The sequence below is a fragment of the Mycobacteroides immunogenum genome (genome assembly GCF_001605725.1).
Taxonomy (GTDB): domain Bacteria; phylum Actinomycetota; class Actinomycetes; order Mycobacteriales; family Mycobacteriaceae; genus Mycobacterium; species Mycobacterium immunogenum.
The window spans coordinates 646,251-668,975 of sequence record NZ_CP011530.1 but is presented as its reverse complement, the minus strand read 5'-3'; the positions used below and the strand labels follow the sequence as shown (position 1 = coordinate 668,975).

24 protein-coding genes, 1 pseudogene and 1 riboswitch are annotated in these 22,725 nt (G+C 64.9%); of the genes and pseudogenes, 6 read left to right on the top strand and 19 right to left on the bottom strand.

Annotation, left to right across the window (positions count from 1 at the left end):
- Position 1: 1 nt before the first annotated feature.
- Positions 2-793, bottom strand: a complete 792-nt coding sequence (locus ABG82_RS03400; RefSeq protein ID WP_043080515.1) for an alpha/beta fold hydrolase — start codon at positions 791-793, stop codon at positions 2-4.
- A gap of 52 nt (positions 794-845) precedes the next feature.
- On the opposite strand from ABG82_RS03400, the gene mhuD reads away from it, so the two are divergent.
- Positions 846-1,163 carry a mycobilin-forming heme oxygenase MhuD gene (gene mhuD / locus ABG82_RS03395; RefSeq protein ID WP_043080498.1) on the top strand — a complete coding sequence of 106 codons (318 nt, stop codon included), beginning with the start codon at positions 846-848 and terminating at the stop codon, positions 1,161-1,163.
- Entirely contained in the window at positions 1,160-2,500 is a 1,341-nt protein-coding gene (locus tag ABG82_RS03390; protein WP_043080499.1) for a serine hydrolase, read from the top strand. The genes mhuD and ABG82_RS03390 overlap by 4 nt, the downstream gene beginning before the upstream one ends.
- Positions 2,501-2,568: 68 nt before the next feature.
- Here the strand turns inward: ABG82_RS03390 and ABG82_RS03385 are convergent, their stop codons facing one another.
- A complete protein-coding gene (locus ABG82_RS03385) occupies positions 2,569-3,369 on the bottom strand; it encodes a CbtA family protein (RefSeq protein ID WP_043080500.1) in 801 nt (266 codons plus the stop codon).
- A gap of 15 nt (positions 3,370-3,384) precedes the next feature.
- A complete protein-coding gene (locus tag ABG82_RS03380) occupies positions 3,385-3,591 on the bottom strand; it encodes a CbtB domain-containing protein (RefSeq protein ID WP_043080501.1) in 207 nt (68 codons plus the stop codon).
- A 156-nt stretch (positions 3,592-3,747) separates the two neighbouring features.
- Positions 3,748-3,969, top strand: a riboswitch (cobalamin riboswitch).
- Positions 3,970-4,066: 97 nt separating this feature from the next.
- Here ABG82_RS03380 and ABG82_RS03375 point away from each other — a divergent pair.
- The 4 genes from ABG82_RS03375 to ABG82_RS03360 are packed head-to-tail and all read left to right on the top strand — an operon-like array spanning position 4,067 to position 7,786.
- Complete coding sequence (locus ABG82_RS03375) at positions 4,067-5,125, top strand: FecCD family ABC transporter permease (protein WP_043080502.1); 1,059 nt, start codon at positions 4,067-4,069, stop codon at positions 5,123-5,125.
- Positions 5,125-5,904 (top strand): ABC transporter ATP-binding protein, encoded by a 780-nt coding sequence (locus ABG82_RS03370; protein ID WP_043080503.1) that lies wholly within the window; start codon positions 5,125-5,127, stop codon positions 5,902-5,904. The genes ABG82_RS03375 and ABG82_RS03370 overlap by 1 nt, the downstream gene beginning before the upstream one ends.
- Positions 5,901-6,893: an ABC transporter substrate-binding protein gene (locus ABG82_RS03365; protein WP_043080504.1), complete on the top strand. Its 993-nt coding sequence runs from the start codon at positions 5,901-5,903 to the stop codon at positions 6,891-6,893. The genes ABG82_RS03370 and ABG82_RS03365 overlap by 4 nt, the downstream gene beginning before the upstream one ends.
- Positions 6,894-6,919: 26 nt before the next feature.
- Positions 6,920-7,786 carry an LLM class flavin-dependent oxidoreductase gene (locus ABG82_RS03360; protein WP_043080505.1) on the top strand — a complete coding sequence of 289 codons (867 nt, stop codon included), beginning with the start codon at positions 6,920-6,922 and terminating at the stop codon, positions 7,784-7,786.
- Here the strand turns inward: ABG82_RS03360 and ABG82_RS03355 are convergent.
- The 16 genes and pseudogenes from ABG82_RS03355 to folE all read right to left on the bottom strand — a co-directional run bounded on the left by ABG82_RS03355 (position 7,764) and on the right by folE (position 22,724).
- The gene (locus tag ABG82_RS03355; RefSeq protein WP_078343917.1) at positions 7,764-8,933 is read right to left on the bottom strand and encodes a DUF2306 domain-containing protein; all 1,170 of its coding nucleotides are present in this window, start codon (positions 8,931-8,933) and stop codon (positions 7,764-7,766) included. The genes ABG82_RS03360 and ABG82_RS03355 overlap by 23 nt on opposite strands.
- Positions 8,926-9,438, bottom strand: coding sequence for a nitroreductase/quinone reductase family protein (locus ABG82_RS03350; protein ID WP_052511149.1), 513 nt, complete (start codon positions 9,436-9,438; stop codon positions 8,926-8,928). Before ABG82_RS03350 ends, ABG82_RS03355 begins: the two co-directional genes overlap by 8 nt.
- 29 nt (positions 9,439-9,467) lie before the next feature.
- Entirely contained in the window at positions 9,468-10,100 is a 633-nt protein-coding gene (locus ABG82_RS03345) for a TetR/AcrR family transcriptional regulator (RefSeq protein WP_052511150.1), read from the bottom strand.
- A gap of 84 nt (positions 10,101-10,184) precedes the next feature.
- Positions 10,185-12,482: pseudogene (locus ABG82_RS03340) on the bottom strand (ATP-dependent Clp protease ATP-binding subunit); the annotation flags it as partial.
- 292 nt (positions 12,483-12,774) lie between these two features.
- Positions 12,775-13,119, bottom strand: coding sequence for a histone-like nucleoid-structuring protein Lsr2 (gene lsr2 / locus ABG82_RS03335; protein ID WP_043080508.1), 345 nt, complete (start codon positions 13,117-13,119; stop codon positions 12,775-12,777).
- A 161-nt stretch (positions 13,120-13,280) separates the two neighbouring features.
- Positions 13,281-14,783 (bottom strand): lysine--tRNA ligase, encoded by a 1,503-nt coding sequence (gene lysS / locus ABG82_RS03330; RefSeq protein ID WP_043080509.1) that lies wholly within the window; start codon positions 14,781-14,783, stop codon positions 13,281-13,283.
- A 65-nt stretch (positions 14,784-14,848) separates the two neighbouring features.
- Complete coding sequence (locus tag ABG82_RS03325; protein WP_043080510.1) at positions 14,849-15,664, bottom strand: type III pantothenate kinase; 816 nt, start codon at positions 15,662-15,664, stop codon at positions 14,849-14,851.
- 2 nt (positions 15,665-15,666) lie between these two features.
- Positions 15,667-16,089: an aspartate 1-decarboxylase gene (panD, locus tag ABG82_RS03320; RefSeq protein ID WP_043080511.1), complete on the bottom strand. Its 423-nt coding sequence runs from the start codon at positions 16,087-16,089 to the stop codon at positions 15,667-15,669.
- A gap of 12 nt (positions 16,090-16,101) precedes the next feature.
- Positions 16,102-17,046 carry a pantoate--beta-alanine ligase gene (panC, locus tag ABG82_RS03315; protein ID WP_043080512.1) on the bottom strand — a complete coding sequence of 315 codons (945 nt, stop codon included), beginning with the start codon at positions 17,044-17,046 and terminating at the stop codon, positions 16,102-16,104.
- Positions 17,047-17,055: 9 nt separating this feature from the next.
- Positions 17,056-17,997, bottom strand: a complete 942-nt coding sequence (locus ABG82_RS03310; protein WP_043080513.1) for a Rossmann-like and DUF2520 domain-containing protein — start codon at positions 17,995-17,997, stop codon at positions 17,056-17,058.
- An 89-nt stretch (positions 17,998-18,086) separates the two neighbouring features.
- Positions 18,087-19,622, bottom strand: coding sequence for a DUF6779 domain-containing protein (locus tag ABG82_RS03305; RefSeq protein ID WP_235631180.1), 1,536 nt, complete (start codon positions 19,620-19,622; stop codon positions 18,087-18,089).
- Positions 19,623-19,692: 70 nt separating this feature from the next.
- On the bottom strand, positions 19,693-20,160 hold the full coding sequence (locus tag ABG82_RS03300) for a DUF3180 domain-containing protein (protein WP_043079530.1): 468 nt from the start codon (positions 20,158-20,160) through the stop codon (positions 19,693-19,695).
- Positions 20,160-20,672 (bottom strand): 2-amino-4-hydroxy-6-hydroxymethyldihydropteridine diphosphokinase, encoded by a 513-nt coding sequence (gene folK / locus ABG82_RS03295; protein ID WP_162269184.1) that lies wholly within the window; start codon positions 20,670-20,672, stop codon positions 20,160-20,162. The genes ABG82_RS03300 and folK overlap by 1 nt, the downstream gene beginning before the upstream one ends.
- An 11-nt stretch (positions 20,673-20,683) precedes the next feature.
- The gene (gene folB, locus ABG82_RS03290) at positions 20,684-21,064 is read right to left on the bottom strand and encodes a dihydroneopterin aldolase (protein WP_043079528.1); all 381 of its coding nucleotides are present in this window, start codon (positions 21,062-21,064) and stop codon (positions 20,684-20,686) included.
- The gene (folP, locus tag ABG82_RS03285) at positions 21,061-22,113 is read right to left on the bottom strand and encodes a dihydropteroate synthase (RefSeq protein WP_043079527.1); all 1,053 of its coding nucleotides are present in this window, start codon (positions 22,111-22,113) and stop codon (positions 21,061-21,063) included. Before folP ends, folB begins: the two co-directional genes overlap by 4 nt.
- Entirely contained in the window at positions 22,110-22,724 is a 615-nt protein-coding gene (gene folE / locus ABG82_RS03280; protein ID WP_043079526.1) for a GTP cyclohydrolase I FolE, read from the bottom strand. The genes folP and folE overlap by 4 nt, the downstream gene beginning before the upstream one ends.
- Between the last annotated feature and the right edge of the window lies 1 nt (position 22,725).

The window sequence follows — 22,725 nt, the reverse complement described above, 5'->3', positions numbered from 1 at the left end:
TTCAGGCTACGACCGGCGGCCGCGGCACACCCGTCGCCACGAGGAAGTCGCAGACGGCGCCGCGGTAAAGGTCCGGTGAATCGTCATGCATCAAATGCCCCGACCCATTGATCTTGAAATACGTTGTTCGCCGCCCTATTTCGGCCATCTTCTGCATCTGGCCCGCCGGCGTCACCGTGTCGTCCGCTTCCAGCAACAGCGCCGGACAGCGGACCGCCCGCCACTGACCCCAAAAGTCGCGGACGCCCCATTCGGCTGCCGTCGATATCCATTTGTCGATGGGTCCGTGCAGTCGCCAGCCGTCCTCGGTGCGGTCGAATGCCTCCCGGAAGTATCGGCCGGCGACGTCGCCGAATCGCGTGGTGAATTCGCCGACCGAGGTGAACACCTCTGGCCATGAATACAGCCAGGGTTCCCACGGACCCGTCGTGCCACCGACGAAATCGGGCGCCATATCCTCCACGACCAGGGCAGACACCAGCTCCGGGTGCTGCGCGGCCAGGCACCAGGAATGCAGCCCACCCATCGAGTGCCCGATGAGCACCACGGGAGAGCCCACCGACCGCACCGCGCCGGCCAGCGCGTCCACGTAGCGCTCCGTCGAAACGGGTTGTACGTCAAGAACATCGCGGCCCCGATGCCACGGTGCGTCATAGGTATAGACCCGGCCGTGCTCGCGCAGCCACGGCAACTGCCGCGACCAGGTACTGCCCCGGCCCATGAGCCCGTGCACCAGCACCAGCGCGGGGCCCCCGGAACGCCCGCCGTGATCGGTGATGTGGTCGCCGTGCATGCCACTCATGATGCCCGCCCCTGTCATTTCCCCCGACCGGTAGCCTTGTCCCATGTCCGTGGTGAAGATCAACGCAATCGAGATCCCCGAAGGTGCAGGTCCGGAGCTGGAGAAGCGGTTCGCTCACCGGGCCGGAGCCGTGGAGAACCAGCCCGGGTTCCTGGGCTTTCAGCTACTTCGTCCCGTGAAGGGCGAGGACCGATACTTCGTGGTCACCCAGTGGGAGTCCGAGGAGGCCTTCCAGGCCTGGGCCACCGGCCCGGCGGTCGAAGCACATGCCGGTCAGCAGACCAAACCCGTGGCTACTGGCGCTCACCTGTTGGAGTTCGAGGTTGTGCTCGACGTGACCGGGGCCGCCGCCAAGGCGTGAACGAGGGTTCGCTACGTGCGCGCGTGACGCGCGCCGTTTCCGTATGCGCGGTGGCCGCGGTGACTCTGTCGCTGGGCAGCACGGCGGGATGCGGTATCAAGCTGCGGCAGGTGCCGCATGGTGATGTCGATACCAGCACGCCGCCCGGGCTTCGGTCGCAACAGTTGATCGACATGCTCAACTCCAACTGGCCCATCGGCAAGCAGGGTGTGGCGACCATGGCCGCCGCCAATAAGGTCGACGACTACACCGAGATCATGACCAAACTGTGGGTGGACCGCCCGTACAAGGTCAGCTCGGTGGACCTTGGCGCGAACAGCTCCACCGTCCACCTGATCGCGCCGTACGGCGCGAACGTGGACATCGGGCTCCGCACCAACGACAAGGGCGATGTCGACAGGCTGGTTCCGTACCAGCAGCCACCGACCATTGCCGATTGGTCCGACGTGGACGCCGCGTTGTCGGCCTCGGGCGGCCGATACTCGTACCGGGCCTCCAAGATCGTCGACGGCCAGTGCCAGCAGATCGCCGGGACCAACACGTCCGTATCCATGCCGCTGGCTTCGGTTTTCAAGCTTTACGTGTTGTTGGCCACCGGCACCGCGATCAACGCGGGCACCCTCAAGTGGGATGACCAGCTCACCGTCACCGACCGCGGCAAAGCGCTCGGCAGCTCGATGGACAAGCTGCCGACGGGCTCGACGGTGTCGGTGCGCACCGCCGCCCAGAAGATGATCTCGGTGAGCGACAACATGGGCACCGACATGTTGATCAACCGCCTGGGCCGGCACGCGATCGAGAAGGCGCTCGCCGATGCGGGGCATCATGACCCGGCATCGATGACGCCGTTCCCCACCATGCATGAGCTGTTCAATATCGGCTGGGGCAAACCGGATGTGCGCCAGCAGTGGAAAGACACCACGACACCCGAGCAGCGCGGTCAGATGATGGCCGAGGCCGACACCCACGACTACGACCTGGACCCGGACCGCACCACCACGCCCGCGTCCAAATACGGCATCGAGTGGTACGGCAACGCCGAGGACATCTGCCGCGTCCACGCCGCACTGCAAAAAGTCGCTGTCGGGCCCGCGGCACCGGTGCGCGCCATCCTTGCTGCCGAGCCCGGAATCGATCTGCACAGCGAAAACTGGCGCTATATCGCGGCCAAGGGCGGCAATCTTCCCGGCGACCTCACGTTCAGTTGGTACGCCGAAGACCGCAAGCATCAGCCGTATGTGGTGAGCTTCCAACTGAACTGGGATCGCGCATTCGGCCCCGGCGCGGCCGGCTGGGTCATCGGCTTGGCCAAGGGCGTCTTCAAGAAGCTGGGTTAAGAGACGAGTCTGCGTCTCACGACGGATTCTGGGCAGAAAACGTCGTGAGACGCAGACTCGGCGGCTAGCTAGACGGCAGCCTCGGCATCGACGGGCTTGCGTTCGATCACCGTGGCGAAGCCGATAGCGATCGTTGCCCACAGAATGGCCTGTGCGATAAGCGAGTACAGCCTGAACAGGTAAAGATCCTGCGCCGGGAAGCTGGGGAACACGATGTTCCCCGCCGCGTCGAGCAACGGCCCCGGCGTCTCGGCGATGTTCGGCAAGACCAACATGATCAGCACCGTCACGACGATGTAGGCCCCACCCGCGATGATGTTGGCCGTCCAGTTCCCGTACCGGTCCGCCAGTCTGCGGCTCAGCCATACCGCGGCGACCAGGGCGACTATCGAGACCACGACCATCAGCAAGTACAAACCGGTGCGTTCCTTAATGGTCTCCTCCGCGCTCGCCGCCGGCGGGTTCGGTGGGTACTTCAGGAACGGTGTCACGTAGAAGGCCAAGAACATGCCGCCGGAGACCACCAGGGCAAGATTTCGCGCCGTCAGGTTGCCCAGGCGGCCGATGGCCACCGTGTACACCACCGCGAACAGCGCACCCATGGCCAGCCCGAACAGCAGCATCCCGAAGAACAGGCCCACGTTCTCCTGCACGGTCCGGGTGAACAGCTCGGCACCCTCATGGCCGTGGTGGTGCACACCGGCGGCCTCATCGAGTGTGTGCTGGGCCTCGCCACGTCCCTCTTCGTATTCGATGGCCCGATTGATGACCGGTTCGACCGCGATCCGGCCGAACACGAAAGCCAGTACACCGCCCAGGGCACCGAAGCCCAGGGCACGCAAAATGATCGACCCTATTGACTTGTTCATTGAGTGCGGGCCGACTCAGTGGCAGGGGAAGCCGAGGAAGTGACGGGCATCGTGCACGAACTCATGCACGTGCATGTCGCTCCCGAAGACCGATACGGCGCCTTGGTCGACGCCGACGAAGTAGTAGGTCAGCAGCGCGAGGAACGCGGTAATGCTGAGCCAGAGTGCCGCCTGGGGCAAAGAGACCGCAACCGGACGGCTGACGGAAGAAACCTGGGCCATGATGCTCCTTTCGGGATACCGCGTCCCGATCTGTTCTTCTCGACAGCAGGGTCTGACTTTCACAGTGGCGCGACCGTCCTGGAATCACACCAGGTTCCCGTCCTGTCGAAGGACGGATTGAGCTTAGTCGACCCGGCTGGTCTGCGCGTTCGAGTGATAGTTTTGGCCCGCGTTGGTTTCCCCGAGGCACCAAGGAATGCTGCCGGGGATCGCAAGAGGGAATCCGGTGTGAATCCGGAGCTGCCCCGCAGCGGTAAGTGGAAACGACGGTGGCACGTACTGCACTGGGCGATGGCCCCGGGAAGCAGCCGCCGATAGGTGAGGCGTCCATGCCTCGTGTCCGCGAGCCCGAAGACCTGCCAGCGCGGCCGCACCAGCCGGTGCGGTCATTCGCCGGTGCCGAGGGACTGCATGGCGGGTAGCGCCATAACGCGTATCCGTCATGCCTTCGTGCCGGCAGCCCGACGAAGCAGGAATGTCGATGCCCGCCGCACAGCATGGACGGTCGCTGATCCTTGCGATGGTCGGCGGCCTGGTGACGCTGGTGCTGCTCTCGGTGACCGCGCTTGCCTTCGGCACCGCCGACGTGCCCTGGGGTGACTGCCTGCGCTTCCTGTGGGCCGGCGCTACCGGCGGCCCGGTGACCGCCATCGACGCCGCGAACTACCGAATCGTCGTCGAATCGCGGCTGCCTCGGGTGATCCTGGCGATCCTTGTGGGCGCGGGGCTCAGCGTGGTGGGCGTGATCGTGCAGGCGATGGTGCGCAACGCGCTCGCCGATCCATACGTTCTCGGTATTTCGTCGGGAGCATCAGTGGGGGCCACCGCGGTGGTCGTCTATGGGGTGCTCGGCAGCCTGGGCGCATACGCGCTATCACTGTCCGCGTCGTTGGGTGCTCTCGCCGCGACCGCGCTGGTGTACCAGATCGCACGTACTCCACAGGGTTTGATGCCACTGCGGCTGGTCTTGGTGGGTACGGCGGTGGGTTATGGCTTGTCCGCGGTGACCACGGTCCTGGTTTTCCTGGCGCCCAACGGGGAGGCGGCGCGCAGCGTCATGTTCTGGCTACTGGGCAGCCTCGGCGCGTCGTCGTGGGACAAGGTTCCGGTGGCGCTCGCCGCGACCGCGATCGGGATCTTCTGCGTCGCGGCACTTGCCCGCCAGCTCAACGCGCTCGCCATGGGCGATGAGGTGAGCGCGTCACTGGGTCTGCACGCCGGCCGGTTCCGGGTGGCACTGTTCGTATTGTCAGCGGTCATGACCGGGTGCTTCGTATCCATTTGCGGCGCGGTCGGATTCGTGGGACTGGTCATTCCGCACGCCGCGCGGCTGGTGGTCGGCGCGGATCATCGGCGCGTGCTGATGGTGGCCCCGGTGCTGGGCGCCTGCTTCCTGGTCGCCGCTGACCTCGTTGCGCGGATAGCCATTCCACCACAGGAGCTGCCGCTTGGCGCCATCACCGCCGCGGTCGGGGTGCCCGTCTTCGTGGGGTTGATGCGTCGCCGCGCGATGTCGGCGGGAGCGGTCGGCTGATGGACGTCAGTTATCGCGGCGTGTCGGTGAGCATTGCGGGCGCACGGATCATTTCGGATATCGATATGGACGTCGTGGCCGGCGGATTCGTCGGCATAGTCGGCCCCAATGGCAGCGGCAAGTCGACAACCCTGCGCTGCCTGTACCGCGCACTCACTCCCGATACCGGGGAGGTCGCCGTCGACGGTGTTTCGGTACGGGCAATCAGCATGCGGGAGAACGCCCGCCAGGTGGCGGCGCTGACTCAGGACATGTCATTGGACTTCGACTTCACCGCCGGAGAAGTCATCTCCACCGGCCGGCTCCCGCACGGCACCGCACTGCGCGGCACCTCCGATCTGGACAGAAGAATCTGCCTGCAGGCCACCGAGACGGCCGATGTGGTGGCACTCACCGGCCGCAAGTTCAGCTCACTGTCCGGTGGCGAGCGCCAGCGGGTTCTGATCGCCCGTGCCCTCGCGCAACAGCCGCGCGTCTTGGTGCTCGACGAGCCGACCAACCATCTGGACGTACGCCACCAGTACTCGATACTGAGTTCCGCTCGCTCGCTGGGCATCACCATCATCGCCGCACTGCACGACCTCAATCTCGCGGCACAGTACTGCGACACGATTCACGTCATGGCCGATGGCCGTGTGGTGCTGTCCGGATCACCGCACGAGGTGATCACCGCGGCGTCCGTCGGCCGATGGTTTGGCATCGACTGCCATGTCATCGCCCATCCGCGCAGCGGGGTACCGCAGATCATCTTCGACGCCGGAGGACAGGAGAAGGAATGAAGGCACTCATAGGCGTGGCGGCGGTGCTATCGCTGCTTGCGGCGAGCTGCGCGACCATCGAGGAGAAGAGCCCCGGAACCCAGCGTGCGTCCGTGGACAATTGCGGCGCACCCCTAGAGGTTCCGGTGCCGGTGACCCGGGCCGTCACCAACGACACCGGGGTCACCGAAATGCTGTTCGCACTCGGCCTGCAGGATCAGATGGCGGGCTATTTCCTGGACTCCGGGCAGGACCGAGACGTCGCCACGTCGCCGTGGAAGGCGCAATTCGAGTCGACCACGAACCTGGGGCAGGGATTCACACGCGAAGCCGTGCAGGCCGCGCGCCCCGATCTCGTCTTCGCCGGATGGAGTTACGGATTCAGCGAAACCTCGGGGTTAACCCCGGATTGGGTGCGGACCATCGGGGCGAAGCCCTATCAGCTCACCGAGGCATGCCGACAGCCCGGAACAGCGCGGCGCGGCATCAAGGCGCCCCTAGACGCCCTGTATGAAGACCTCACCAACCTGGGCACCATCTTCGGGGTATCGGACCGTGCCCGGGAGCTGATCGCCGGCTATCGCAAGACCATCGAGGACGTGCAGACCCATGCTCCGCACGAGCAGGCGCCCGTACGCGTATTCCTGTACGACAGCGGGGAGGCCGAGCCGTTCACATCCGGCAATACCGCCGCGCCCCAACAGATCATCGAGAAGGCCGGTGGCCGCAACATATTCTCCGACCTCGGCGACAGCTGGACCACCAGCGCCTGGGAAACCGCGGCTCAGCGAGACCCGCAGGTGATCATCATCTGCGACTACGGAGTGGGGCCCAACAACACCGCCGAAGCCAAGATCAACCTGCTCAAGTCGCAACCGCTGATGAAGCACACCCGCGCGGTGCGGGACGGGAACTTCATCGTGCTGCCGTACGCCGCACTCGTCGAGGGACCACGCAACCCGGCTGCCATCGTCACCCTGGCGAACTACCTGCGCAGCAAGGGATTCTGAATGCAGCCTACGCCTAGGCTGGCGGCATGAGCTCACCCACTTCCCTTGGCCTGATGGTGCCGCCCTCCCTGCCTCCGGAACGGCTGCCCGACGTGGCCCGCGCGGCCGACGCCGCCGGGCTGGACTATCTGTGGGTCTGCGAGGACTGTTTCGCCACGACCTCCATCGCGTATGCCTCGCTGGCTCTGGCGGTCACCGACCGGATCAGTGTGGGTACCGGATTCCTCTCCACGCCGGTACGCAATGTGGTGACAGCGGCAATGGATTTCAGCATCTTGGCCCGTAACTTCCCGGGCAGGGTCATACCGGGGGTCGGACACGGCTGGCAGCCACACATGGCACAGATTGGCGCCAAGGTCACCTCGCCGCTGACCCTTCTCGAAGAATACGTCACGGCATTGCGAAACCTGTTCGCAGGCAAGGAAATCAGTGTCACGGGACGATACATCACGCTCGACCGGGTGCGACTGGACTGGACTCCCCCGGCACCGCTGCCCATCATGATCGGCGCGAACGGCCCGAATTCGCTGCGCCTCGCGGGCCAACTCGGCGACGGCACATTGCTCACGAGCATGGTGAGCAGCGGCGCCATTGCCGGATACTGCGCACTGATAACGCCACAGCCCGGTCACCGGATCTTCCTGAGCCGCACGATCAGCGTCGGTGCCCAAGCCGCCGAACTCATCGCGGCGGATCCGGGCCACTATCCCGGAATCTCATTCGACGCCTCGACGAGCATTGGCGGTAGCGCCGCCGAAGTCGCCGACACGCTATCTGAAATACGAGATCTGGGCGTCACCGACTTCATCGCATCCCCCACCGGCAATGAGCCTGATCTGCTGGGCTACATCCATGCGCTCGGGCAGGAAGTCAGGCCGCTGCTGCAGTCGTGACGTTGTCCCGCTGCGCTGTGCGCGCTGTCGGCCCCGATATCCGGCGCGCGGCGTTATGCACGATCAGAGCGAAGGCGACGGTGATGGGTCCGGGCGCGCCCACCATGCCGCCGGCGATGACGGCGTCCGATGCGGAGTAGACGGGCGCGCTGACCACCACGGTGGCGCAGGCGGCGATAGGTGCGATCGCCAGACCCCACATCAGCCAGCGCCAACGTTGTTCGCGCACACCCTGACCGCGCGCACGCGCCCGCCAGGCACCCGCGATTGAGATCGCCAGCGCGATCCACAGCGGCACCAGGTGGTAGGCCGCCAGGGAACGTGGGATGTACTCCGGCAGACGCAGTGCCAGCGCCGCGTACCCGATGGACCCCGACAGAGCCAGTCCCGCACTCAGTACATAGCTCGCAACGGAGTACCGCCGCACCGGCGCCCTGCCTGCCGGTTGAACCATCACGAAGGCGGCGGCCGCACCGAACGGGGCCATCACGCCGAGCACGATGGCACTGGCCCCGAGATTGGTCAGGAGATCATGCTGCGGCACGATCGGCTGAATTCCGATCCACAGCACCCGCAGCAGCGGCGCGGTCATCATCAGCGCCACGCTGTAGGTCATCCAGGCACGATGGGTGATCACATCGCGATTCCGAATGGCGTACAGAGCGAACCACGCGCTGCCGAGGGTGCCCAGAGCCAGCGCCCACAGCTGTAGATCAAATGCGCGCCCGATGAAATGGCCAACGTATGGAGCCGCGGCCAGGAAGATGATTGCCGTCAACATGCTCACGGTCATGAGCGCCAAATAGGCCCTGCCCATCCATCGATGCACGGCGGGGTGACGGGAACGCATTCGGCCGGAGAACTGAAACATGGCGAGCCCCAGCGCGATTGCCCCCAGCGTGGTGTGCACGGCCATCACGGCGCGATGCTCGGAGTAGTCACTGTGCCGAACCGCCTCCACCGAGCCTTCCCCCACGGCGTATGCGGAGCCGTTGATGAGGGTGTTCAGCCCATCCTGCAGCCGGGGCGTTCCGGGGAAGAAAAGCGGCCAGGTGTAATTCATCGCCAGCGGAAGGTACAGAAACGCCACCGCGGCGGCCGCGGCGTAGCACACCCGAGTTATCGAAACCCGTTTCAGTTCAGACATTTTGACTCAACCGGATAATCGGGATGCGGCGACCGAGCGCGGCCGCACGCACACGATAATCGGCGAACAGCGGATAGACCCTGTCCGCCGATCCCCAGAGCCTGTCCCGTTCGGCCGCCTCGGCCACCTCGACGGCCGTCATCTGCTGCCCGTCCCCGATCGTGACGCGGGGATTGGCCTTCGGGTTGTAGTACCAGGCGGGGTGGCTGTCCCTGCCATAACTGGACGCGATGACGATGACATCGTCGCCGTCATGGAAGTACAGCACCGCGTTGGTGCGCGGCTGGCCGGTCCTGGCCCCGATGGTGGTGATCAGCGTGGACGGCAGCATCAACGCCATGCCGAGGCGCCCGCGTGAAATCTTCAGTAACCAGGGGTCGATCTTGGGGGCGATGTTGATTGCCGTCCAACGTCCGGCACGGGTACCCAGAAATGCGACATATGAGCGGCGCAGCAGGTCGTCCTGCGCACCGGGATCAACCCTGCGCAGCGTTGTGGGCGTCATGCCCGAGAAGTTTAGAGTCAGACTCTAATTTAATCAATGGGGGTAATACCCCAGGTCAAAAGGTCGCGCGCCTGTATCAGACACTGTTCGACCTCTTCTGCGGTGAGACGCGCGCCGTCGTCACGCAATGCGAGGGCAGCCACCCCACTCCACGAACCGAACAGGAAGTAGGAGAGCAATCGGCTGTCCACCGGCCGGATCTCACCGTCATCGACCGCCGCCTGAATACGTTCCTCGAACGCCACCCGGAGCACGTCCAGGCGCTCGGCCACGACCTCATCGAACGGGTTGGCGGGTCCGCCGATGGCGTTCACCGCGACGTACCGCGTCAAAGCCGGGTGATCGATCAACAGCCTCATGTAGGCCAGTCCCGCCTGCCGCACCTGCTCGAACGCCGTTCCCTCACTGGAATACGCGGCCGTCAGCTCCACCATCGATATCTCCAACAGGCGTTGCATCACCGCCGACACCAACGCGTCCTTGGTCCCGAAATGGACATACACCGAAGCCGCAGACATGCCCGCCAGCTCAGCGACATCCTCCATGCGGACCGCGTCCGCGGAGTGCCGCGACAACAATCGCTCCGCGGCATCCAACAAGGCTGTGCGCGTGCGCATCCGGCGACGCTCGCCCCTCGCCGCCGCTTCCGAGCTGGTTTCCATGCCCAGACCCTACGCAGCGGGCCCGGAAACGCCGAACGCCCGGCTGCCGCGCAATGCGGCAACCGGGCGTTCGATCAGAACCGACTACTCAGAGGCAGAGGCGGCCAGGTCGGCGGCCGGCTCCTCACCAGTGACCAGCGCGGGCTTCGGACGGCCGACGAAGGTGAACTTCGCGTCCTCGCCGGCGCCCTCGCCATCCCAGCCTTCGACGTCGACCGTGACCAGCTCGCCGGGGCCAACCTCGTTGAAGAGGATCTTCTCCGAGAGGGTGTCCTCGATCTCGCGCTGGATGGTCCGGCGCAGCGGCCGCGCGCCCAGCACCGGGTCGAACCCGCGCTTGGCGAGCAGCGCCTTGGCCTTGTCGGAGAGTTCCATCTCCATGTCCTTGGCCTTGAGCTGCTTGCCCACCCGGCCGATCATCAGGTCGACCATCTCGATGATCTGTTCCTGCGTCAACTGCTCGAAGACGATGATGTCGTCGATGCGGTTGAGGAATTCCGGACGGAAGTGCTTCTTGAGCTCGTCGTGGACCTTCTGCTTCATCCGCTCGTAGTTCGAACCGGCAGCACCCTCGGAGAATCCGAGGCCCACGGCCTTCGAGATATCCGATGTGCCCAGGTTCGAGGTGAAGATCAGCACGGTGTTCTTGAAATCGACTGTGCGACCCTGGCCGTCGGTGAGACGCCCGTCCTCGAGAACCTGCAACAGGGTGTTGTAGATCTCCTGGTGTGCCTTCTCGATCTCGTCGAACAACACGACGCTGAACGGCTTGCGACGCACCTTCTCGGTGAGCTGGCCGCCCTCCTCGTAGCCGACGTATCCCGGAGGAGCGCCGAAAAGCCTTGAGGCGGTGAAGCGGTCGTGGAACTCACCCATGTCGATCTGGATGAGGGCGTCGTCGTCGCCGAACAGGAAGTTGGCCAGCGCCTTGGACAGCTCGGTCTTACCCACACCGGACGGGCCGGCGAAGATGAACGAGCCCGAGGGACGCCGCGGGTCCTTCAGACCGGCGCGGGTACGGCGGATGGCCTTGGAGACTGCCTTGACGGCATCCTCTTGGCCGATGATCCGCTTGTGCAGCTCATCTTCCATACGCAGCAGCCGAGTTGTCTCCTCCTCGGTGAGCTTGAACACGGGGATACCGGTCCAGTTGCCCAGCACCTCGGCGATCTGCTCATCATCGACTTCCGCAACCACGTCCAGATCACCTGAACGCCACTGCTTTTCGCGATCGGCACGCTGCGCGACCAGCTGCTTCTCGGAGTCGCGCAAGCGCGCGGCCTTCTCGAAGTCCTGGGCGTCGATGGCCGATTCCTTCTCCCGGCGCGCGTCGGCGATCTTCTCGTCGAACTCGCGCAGGTCTGGCGGAGCGGTCATCCGGCGGATGCGCATCCGGGCACCGGCCTCATCGATCAGGTCGATTGCCTTGTCGGGCAAGAACCTGTCGTTGATGTACCGGTCGGCCAGGGTGGCCGCCGCGACCAGCGCGCCGTCGGTGATGGACACCCGGTGGTGTGCCTCGTAGCGATCGCGCAGACCCTTGAGGATCTCGATGGTGTGCTCGACCGTCGGCTCGCCCACCTGCACCGGCTGGAACCGGCGCTCCAGGGCGGCGTCCTTCTCGATGTACTTGCGGTACTCGTCGAGAGTGGTCGCACCGATGGTCTGCAGCTCGCCACGAGCCAGCTTCGGCTTCAGGATCGACGCGGCGTCGATCGCGCCCTCGGCCGCGCCCGCACCCACCAGCGTGTGCAGCTCGTCGATGAACAGGATGATGTCGCCGCGGGTGTTGATCTCCTTGAGCACCTTCTTGAGGCGCTCCTCGAAATCACCGCGGTACCGGCTGCCGGCCACCAGGGACCCCAGGTCCAGGGTGTACAGCTGCTTGTTCTTCAGCGTCTCGGGCACCTCGCCATGCACGATGGCCTGCGCCAGTCCCTCGACCACGGCGGTCTTACCGACACCGGGCTCACCGATCAGCACCGGGTTGTTCTTGGTGCGACGGCTCAGCACCTGCATGACCCGCTCGATTTCCTTCTCGCGGCCGATGACCGGATCGAGCTTGCCTTCCATGGCGGCGGCAGTCAGGTTGCGGCCGAACTGGTCAAGCACCAGCGAGGTCGACGGTGTGCCTGCTTCGCCACCGCGGCCGCTGGTGCCGGACTCGGCGGTCTCCTTGCCCTGGTAGCCGCTCAGCAGCTGGATGACCTGCTGACGCACCCGGGTCAGCTCAGCGCCCAGCTTCACCAGCACCTGCGCCGCGACGCCTTCACCCTCACGGATGAGGCCCAGCAGGATGTGCTCGGTGCCGATGTAGTTGTGGTTGAGCATGCGGGCCTCTTCTTGGGCCAGCACAACCACCCGCCTTGCGCGGTCAGTGAATCTTTCGAACATCGGTCTCCCTCGCTTCCTCGTCCGGCCTTTGCGCAAGCGGTTCATGTTGCCGCTCGGGGCTCCCCCCAAACGGCTCATCCCCGCTGGCACTAGGACCTAATCGCCACTCTAGTGGTCGGCCGTAGTCGGCGCGGTGTTCGCATACCTGGAGATGGCCCCACTTACACGAAATCACCGCACCCGGCGGTGCTTGTTAGGCAACCGAACAACGCCAGATGCGGTGAAAACGTTTCCGATATTGACCCGGCTTCGCCGTAAGCGAAATTGCCCGGGAGACGTACTAGTTGGCCGCGTTGAAGGCGTCGACAACTTCCGCGGGAATGCGGCCGCGCGACGAGACATTGTGCCCGTTCTTACGTGCCCACTCACGGATCGCCGCGCTCTGCTCGCGATCGATGCTGGCACGCCCGCGACTTGTACCCGAACTCCCCCGCCCGCGACGACGCCCACTCACGCGACGCGCGTGCTCCACCCATGCAGAGAGCTGATTACGCAGCTTCTCCGCATTCTTGGAAGAAAGGTCGATCTCGTAAGTCACACCGTCAATCCCGAATTCAACGGTCTCATCGGCGGGCGCTTCGCCATCGACGTCGTCGACAAGCGTGACCGTGACCTTCTTAGCCATTCCTTTTCCTTCCAAAAGCGGAACCCCCGTTGGTCCACTTCAAACATGCCATGGATTGCCGCAAAGTTCAACATACGCGCAAGGCTGCGCGTGTTCCGCTCAAGGCAAGCGTTTCACTACACTCATAGTTGAAAAGTGTGACAAAAATTCGGACGCGTGGATCAGAGCGTCGGCCTCACAATCGGGAACAAGATCGTTTCCCGAATTCCCAATCCGGTAAGAGCCATCAACAACCGGTCGATCCCCATCCCGGTTCCTGCGGCAGGTGGCATCGCATGTTCCATCGCACCGAGGAAATCCTCGTCAAGACTCATCGCCTCGTCATCACCGGCGGCCGCCAATCGTGCCTGGTCAGCGAATCTTTCGCGCTGAATGACGGGGTCGATCAACTCCGAGTATCCGGTGGCCAATTCAAAGCCCCGAACATACAAGTCCCACTTCTCGGTGACACCCGCAATACTCCGGTGCTGACGAGTAAGCGGGGATGTCTCAACTGGGAAATCCCTGACAAAAGTCGGCGCGTACATTTTATCGCCAACCTGATGTTCCCACAGTTCCTCGACGAGTTTCCCGTGTCCGTAACCGCGGTCGGTGGGAATCTCGGCGCCCACCCGATCTGCGATCTTCCATAGCTCGGCAACCGGCGTATCGGGCGTGATCGCCTCCCCCAGCGCTTCTGACAACGACGGATACATTTCCAGCGTCGTCCACTCACCGTCCAAGTCGTAGATGGACCCATCGGGCAACGTCACTTGCCGGGTGCCCATTGCATCGTCGGCTACTTCTTGGATGAGCTCCCGGATCATTGTCGCGGCGGTATCGTATGTGCCGTACGTCTCGTATGTTTCCAACATCACGAATTCGGGTGAATGTGTGGAATCCGCGCCCTCATTTCGGAATACCCGATTGAGTTCAAAAATCTTGTCGAAGCCACCCACCAGTGCCTTTTTCAGGAAAAGTTCCGGCGCAATACGCAGATACAGGTCCATATCGAGTGCGTTTGAATGCGTAATGAACGGGCGAGCCGCGGCACCTCCGGCGAGAGTCTGCAAGATCGGCGTCTCCAACTCCAAGAATCCGCGACGGTGCAGGGCGTCACGAATAGCGCGCATCACCGCGACACGCTGCCGTGCGATCTGCCGCGCCTCCGGCCGCACGATCAGGTCCACGTAACGCTGGCGCACTCTGGTCTCTTCGGACATCTCCTTGTGAGCAACGGGGAGCGGCCGCAGGGACTTCGACGCCATCTGCCAGCCGTCCGCCATGACGCTCAGCTCGCCACGGCGTGAACTGATGACCTCGCCGTGCACAAACACAATGTCGCCGAGGTCGACGTCGTTCTTCCAGTCCGCGAGCGACTGCTCACCGACACTGGCAAGGCTGATCATCACCTGCAAGGAGGTGCCGTCACCCTCCTGAAGCGTCGCGAAGCAGAGCTTGCCGGTATTACGGGAGAAGATGACCCGCCCCGCCACACCCACCTGATCGCCGGTACTGGTGTCGGTGTCCAGATCCGGGTAAGCCTCTCGAATCTGCTTGAGGCTATGGGTCCGAGGCACCTCCACCGGATACGGCTGGGTACCTTCGGCGAGCAGCTTCTCGCGCTTGGCCTGCCGGATACGAAATTGTTCCGGCAAGCTGGTCTGCGCGTCAGGATCAGTCACGTCTCGGCAGCTTAGCGGTAGTGCCGCGTGCCGGAACTACGCCGCCGATTCTGTTGTGTCCATATCTATCGGGTCGCGCGCGCCTTGCCGCGCTGGTCAGCCCGGTTCCGTTCGTACACCAGCCGCAAGCCGTCGAGTGTGAGGTGTTCCTCATAACGGTCGACGGTGTGGGTCTCGGGCAGGATCAGCGGCGCGGTGTGTCCGGTGGCCACCACCGTGACTCCGGCGCCACCAAAGCCCTCGATATCGCGGCGCACCCGCTCCACCAGCCCATCCACCAGGCCGGCGAAGCCGAAGACCGCGCCCGACTGCATGCACTCCACCGTGTTCTTTCCCACGACGGAACGTGGGCGGGTCAGCTCAACTCTGCGCAGCGCGGCACTGCGGGCCGCGGCGGCATCGGAGGACACCTGCACGCCGGGTGCGATGGCCCCGCCGAGAAATTCCCCCTTGGCGGACACCACATCCACACAGATCGAAGACCCGAAATCCACCACGATGCACGCCGAACCAAATCTGTGATGTGCGGCAAGGCAATTGACGATGCGATCGGCGCCGACCTCTTTGGGGTTGTCGACCAACAGCGGCAGCCCCGTGCGCACGCCGGGCTCGATCAACACCTGCGGAACCGAGGACCAGTACTGATCGAACATCCCGCGCATCTCGTGCAGAACAGAGGGCACGGTGGAAAGCGCGGCGACTCCGGTGAGGGTCTCGCTATCGTCGCCGATCAGCCCGTCGATGGTCAGTGCCAGCTCGTCGGCGGTGATCTCGGCCTCGGTACGAATCCGCCAATGCTGAGAAACCTTGGCGTGCTCACCCGTACCGGAGACGAGGCCCAGCACGGTGTGGGTATTGCGTACGTCGATCGCCAGCAGCATGGCTACACCAGACCGCGTGGTGACACCAGGCCGAAGTTCTCAGGCACGTAGGCCGGATCACCGGCGTGCTCGCCCAGCTCCACCTTCTTATTGTCCGAGTCCACGAACACCACCCGCGGAGTGAAGGTCCGGGCCTCCTCGTCGCTCATCACGCCGTAGGCGATGATGATCACCAGGTCCCCCGGGTGTACCAAGTGTGCTGCGGCCCCATTGATCCCGATGACACCGCTACCGCGCGTGCCGGTAATCGCGTAGGTCTCCAGCCGGGCACCGTTGTCGATATCGACAATGGTGACCTGCTCGCCTTCCAGTAGATCCGCGGCCTCCATGAGATCGGGGTCGATGGTGACCGAGCCGACGTAGTGCAGATCGGCATGCGTCACGGTGGCGCGATGGATCTTCGACTTCATCATCGTGCGGAACATCAGGTCCTCCAGTTAGTTTCGCCAGGGCAGTTCGTGGTCAGGGTCCGCAGCACCGGGGGTACCGATTCCGCCGCCTATTTCCAGGGGCACGTTGTCCAACAACCGGGTGCTCCCCAACTTGGCCGCCACCACCATGCGACCGGGTCCCTGCGCGGGCGCGGGCCCCAGGTCGGCGCCGCGCACCTCCAAATAATCGACCTCGATCGCCGGAACCTCGTCGAGCACGGCGCGGGCCGCGTCCAGCGCCGCGTCGCAACCCCCGGAGGCGGAATAGATTCCGGCCAGCAGAGCCGCCGACAAGGCGCCCGCTTGCTCGCGGTGCTCTTCGCTGAGATACACATTGCGCGAGGACATCGCCAGTCCGTCCGCCTCGCGGACGATCGGTATCGGGACGATACGCGTCTTGATGTTGAGATCGGCCACCATCTGCCTGATCAGCACCAGCTGCTGGTAGTCCTTCTCGCCGAAGTAGGCGCGGTCGGGTGCCACGATCTGCAAGAGCTTGAGGACAACCGTCAGCATTCCTGCGAAATGTGTTGGACGCGAAGCACCCTCAAGCTCCGCACCCAGCGGTCCGGGCTGCACCGTGGTGCGCTGACCATGGGGATACATGGCCTCCGCGTTCGGGGCGAACACCAGCTCGACGCCCTCCTCACGCAACTTCTCGACATCGGAGTCCAGCGTGCGCGGATAGGCCTCAAGGTCCTCACCTGGACCGAACTGCAGAGGGTTGACGAAGATGGAAACCACCACGACGGCACCCGGCACCTTCCGGGCGTGCCGCACCAGCGTCAGATGGCCCTCGTGCAGTGCACCCATGGTCGGTACCAAGACGATCCGCCTGCCGGTGTGCCGCAAGGCTTTCGACACGTCATACATCGTGTCGGGATCATGATGAACGGTCAGTTCCCCTTGCAGATAGCCCTTGGGACCCTTCGGCCCATACAAACTCGTCATCACGGTGCCTTATCTCGTCCGGGGTTCCAGTGCGGCGAAAACTGATCGGGGGGCGTGTGCGCGCTGCGCGGTCCTCCGCGCGTCGGCGCGGTATGCCTCGGCCAATGCGGGATCTGCCTCGACCAGCGCGTCGAGGTGACGCCCGACGGCTGCGCCGTCACCCCGCGCCACCGGTCCCGTCAGCGCCGCCTGCCCGCGGTCCAGTGCGTTGTTGACGGCCGCGCGCACCAACGGCGCCAACACCCGTTCCGGCAGCCCGCCCGGCGCGTCACCAATTATCTCCTGCCCCAACAACTCCTGACCCCAGAGCGCGGAACGTAACGCCTCGACCGCATCCAGCACCAACGTCACCACATGATTGCTGCCATGCGCCAAGGCTGCGTGATAGAGAGTGCGGGCATCCTCGCGCACCCGGACCGGCTCACCGCCGATCTCCAGTACCAGGGCCGTGCCGATGGCGTAGCCGGTCTCATCGGCGGCGGTGATTCCAAAGCAGGAGTTGGGCAATCGCTCAATATCTTCATCGCCGCCGGCGAATGTCATGGCCGGATGAATCGCCAGCGGCATGCATCCGAGGGCGGTCAGTGGCTCCAGGATCGCCACGCCATTGGCGCCCGAGGTATGAACCACGATCGTTCCGGGCCGCACCGATTCGGTCGCGGCGAGCCCCGAGACGAGTGCCGATAACTCGTGATCCGGCACCGCCAGAATCAGCAGTTCGGCGCGCAGTGCAACTTCGTGCGCGGGCAGAATCTGACTTTCCGGCAGGCGCTGTTCGGCACGTCGCCGTGAGGCGTCGGACACGGCACTGCAGGCGACGACGGGGTGACCGGCAGCCTCCAGCGCGACGCCCATGGCAGTTCCCACTCGACCGGCGGAAATGATTCCGATGGCCAGGCGCGCGGGGCGAAAGCCGTCTATGGGGCCATCGACAGTGAAAGCCTCAGGCATGCTGAACGAGACACCTCGCAGACTAGATACGTTCCAGTCCTGCTCCACAGGTACCGGACGGTCACCAGCAGAGTAATCCCCTGGCTGCGCTATCGGCAGAGGCCTGCGCCGTTAGATTGCTCACTTTCACGCACGATGACGAAATCGGCCGGATCAGTCCTCGCGGCGGCGGCGCCGGCCCCCACCGGACTCCGGAGAATCGCTCTGGATGCGTCCCAGCAGATCAGCAACCGAAAAGCCGCCGGTGTCCTCCGCGCGGCGCCGGCCGTGCGTTTCTTCGGGGTCCTCAGGTTCCGGAGCCCGGCGCTTTCCACGCTTCTCCTCCGGCTCCGGTTCCGGGGCCCGGTGCCCGCCCGAGCCCTCCGGATAGCTCTGTGGCTCGGGTGCCGACGGCGGCGCGTAGGACGGCTCGGGGGCCCAGTGTCCACCGCCGGTGGTCTCGGGTGCGGCCGGTGCTTGATGCCGTGAGGCAGATCCGGAGTGACGTCCCGCGACCGGCGGTTCGCCCTGATACTGGCTCGGTGGCGCGGCGGGCTCGTTGGAAGCCCAATTGCTACCCGCGGTTCCGGGCGGTAACCACTGGCCTTCCGCGGGTAGCAATTGGGCTTCCAACGAGCCCGCCGCGCCACCGAGCCAGTATCAGGGCGAACCGCCGGTCGCGGGACGTCACTCCGGATCTGCCTCACGGCATCAAGCACCGGCCGCACCCGAGACCACCGGCGGTGGACACTGGGCCCCCGAGCCGTCCTACGCGCCGCCCAATACGGTTGCTGAGACGGTTCGGGGACCGGCGGGAACTGTTGCGCCGGGCCTGGCACCGGCGGCTGCGCCACATGCGGTTCGGGCTGGGGACGCCAATGCGTCCCGGATGACACCGGCTGCTGATACGGCTCGGGCTCGTGAGGCTGAGCAGCTCCGTAATAGGCCGGCGCCGGATAGGGCGGTGTCGGAGGCGCCGCGTCCTCGTCCACGTGGTGAGGATCCTCGGCGACGTCAATGATCGGATACTCCGAGGTCCGGCCATCCTCTTCGACCGCGGTGACGTCCTGGTACTCGGCGGCGGGCGCGGGTTCCTGCTCACGCACGGAATGCGTGAACGCGGCCGCGTTGGTGCTGGCGACGGGCTGCGGTTCCGCCCCGGGCCAGGGCCCCAGGGCGCGAATCGGATCGTGTTCGATCGCGGGGCGATCACTGAGGTCGGTGTTGAAGAGGATCTCCAGATTAGTGCGCAGGGCAGCGAGTTCGGCCCTCAGCGTTGCGATTTCGTCGGCTGCCTGCGCCTCGATCTCACCGGCCAGCTGCTGTCGCAGCCTGCTCTCCACCGTCAGCTCGTACTCACGGCGCGCCGAGATCTCCCGGTCCAGCTGCAGGTCGTAGACGAGTTTCTGATCGCGCACCTTGGCCTGATCGGTATCGCTCTGCCGCCGGTAGGTCAGCGCGGCGAACGACGCGATGACCGCCGCCCACAGCGCCAGCAACAAGCCGACGCGTAAATAGATGGCCTTATCGGTGAAAACCAGCGCAATTCCGGACCCGATCGCCAGCACCAGCAACGCGGTCAGCAACGCCCATCCGGGACGTCGGCTGCCGCGCCGGGGCTTAGCCGCTCGGGTGGGCATGGTCATGGAGGTGACTGTACCTGGACAGTGCAGTGTGCTGGCCGACCTCGAATCGGCGATTCGACATGCGGGGGTGCTATCTCGCGGGAGTCGCGGGCGGGTCCGGCGGCGACTTACAGCAATGCTGGAGCCCCAGTCCGGCGACGACAAGTGCCAGCGCGCATCCGGTCGCGATCAGCACGCCGAGGGTGTCCGCCGCGGCCGCGGCGAGATGCGCGCGCCGCGGCAGGACGTAGACAAGCATGGCCATCCACCATCCGGTCATCAGCGTGCCGAGCCACGCAGAGGCCTTCGCGACCACAACCGAACGCGCCACGACCAACGCGGGCAAAAGCCCGGTGCCAACGCCGATCTGACCGTCATTGACCTTGTTGCGGACATAGAACGCCCAAACCCCCTCCGCGATCGCCAGCACCAGCAAGGAGACGCCGGCGAGCAAAGGAATCGGCGGCAGCGAGCCGTAGGCAGCCGACACAAAGAAGTAACCAAGGATCGCCGTGACAATCCCCGCGACCAGCAGATCGCGGATTCGGGTGCTTCCCACTACGTCACCGGATCGCTCAAGGTGACATCCACCCGTCGCGCGCTCTCGCGTTCGGATCTGTCGAGCCCGGCCACCAAGTCTGCAACCGGACGAATCTCGCCCTCGACGGTCAGCACCGCATCAGGCTGCAACGCCAGCCACGGCACCAGCACAAAGGCGCGTAGGTGCGCACGTGGATGAGGCAACGTCAGATCCGGATCATCGGAGAGAATTTCGCCGTTGGCGCCAATCTCCCGGCAACTGATCACATCGACGTCGAGGGTGCGAGGCCCCCACCGCTGCGTGCGCACGCGCTGGGCGGCCTGTTCCAGTCGATGCGCCGTCGCGAGCCACCCCAGGGGCTCACGCCCGTCGGCGATAACGATGACGTTGAGGAAATCAGGCTGCGGAACCGATCCCCACGGAGCGGTCTGATACACCGGGGAAATCCCCACAACATCCGTGCCCAGCGCGTCGACCACCGCTTGCAGGTGCGCGAGCCTTTCGCCCAGATTCGATCCGATCGACAGCACGGCGCGCACCGCTACTGCGCCCCGGCTCGAGATCGCCGGGAACGCCGGGCCACCACCGCCACATCGCTGAATGTCAACGGAATGGGCGCATTGGGCTTGTGCACCACTGCCTCCACCGCGTGCACACGCGAATCTGTCATCACATCGTCGGCGATGGCACCCGCCACCGATTCGATGAGATTGCGCGGTGGCCCGGCCACGATCGCGGCCGCGCGCTGAGCCAGGTCGCCGTAGTCAAGCGTGTCGGTCAGCTGGTCCGTGGCTGCCGCGGTGTCCAGATCGATCCACACGGTGACATCCACCGAGAACTCCTGGCCATCGCGACGCTCGTGATCGAAAACTCCGTGGTAACCAAAGACTTTCAGTCCGCACAGCTCGATACGGTCGGTCATTTCTTTGCCCCCTTCGCACCACGCTGCGCAACCTCGCGGCGCCACTTGCCACCGGCGGTCTTGCTGGGCTCGGGCCGGGTCGTGCGCACCGTCACCTCGGTGGTCACCTCATCCGGCGCGGTGACCACCGGCGCGGATTCCGGTGCGGGCAGCGGTTCCGGCGAGGCTGTCTCGAGAACTTCTTCCTCGTCCTCTTCGATGGTTTCGGCCCCGCCGGTTTCCCAGGCCCGCACCACCTTCAGCGCGTCCATGGAAGCACGCACGTCATGGACCCGCACGCCCCATACCTCGTGCAACGCCCCGAGCGCGGTGATGACAGCCGTCGCGGTTTCTCGGCCGTCGGGCGGTCGTTCCACGCCGTTGAGATCGGTGAGTAGCGCACCCAGGAACCGCTTGCGGGACGCGCCGATCAAGATCGGGTATCCCAGCTCTTGCAGGTCGGGGATCGCTTGCAACAGCAGCCAATTGTGGTGCGCGGTCTTCGCGAAGCCAAGACCTGGGTCAAGGATGAGCTTCTCCGGCGCGACCCCTGCGGTCACCGCGACCTGTACCGACTCCATCAGCTCGCGCGACACATCGGCAACCACGTCACGGTAATTTCGGGCGGCCGGCGTATGGATGAAGTCCTTTGAACGCCAGTGCATCAGGATCCAGGGCACGCCCCGTTCGGCGATCAACGGCGCCATCTCCGGATCGGACCGGCCACCCGAGACATCGTTGACCATGTTCGCGCCGGCATCGATCGCGGCGGCGGCGACCTCCGCGCGCATGGTGTCAACACTGACGTTGATGCCATGACTGGCAAGCTCTTTGATCACCGGGATGACGCGCTGCATCTCGATCTTCTGCCTGATCGACGCCGCACCCGGACGGGTCGACTGGCCGCCGACATCGATGATGTCCGCGCCGGCGGACGCGAGCGCCAAACCGTGCGCCACCGCATCCGATTGCCTGACGAATTGCCCACCGTCAGAGAAGGAGTCGTCGGTAACGTTGACGACTCCCAGGATATGAGTCAATGCGGGAGTATCCGTCACGCCGGCGATCATGCCCTCATCATCAGATCGAGCACCTCGGACCGCGACGCGGCATCACGTTTGAACTGCCCCCGCACGGCCGACGTGGTGGTCGTCGCACCCGGTTTGCGCACACCCCGCATAGCCATACACAGATGCTCGGCTTCGACTACGACAATCACTCCGCGTGGCTCCAGCTTGCGCACCAAGGCATCGGCGATCTGCGCCGTCAAGCGCTCCTGCACCTGCGGCCGCTTCGCGTAAAGGTCAACCAGGCGAGCGATTTTCGACAACCCGGTGACACGGCCGTGCTCACCGGGGATGTATCCGACGTGGGCGACGCCGTGGAACGACACCAGGTGATGTTCGCATGTCGAATACATCGGTATCGACTTCACCAGCACCAGCTCGTCGTGCTGTTCATCGAAAGTCGTGTTCAGCACGGTGTCCGGGTCGGTGTACAGCCCGGCGAATATCTCCCGATAGGCGCGTGCCACCCGGGCCGGGGTATCCGCCAGCCCCTGCCGGTCTGGGTCTTCACCGACCGCGTAGAGCAGTTCACGGACCGCGGCCTCGGCGCGCGCCTGGTCGAAGACGTGGCCGGTCGGATGGCCGTTGTACTCGGCCGTCTCGGGCGAGTTCATA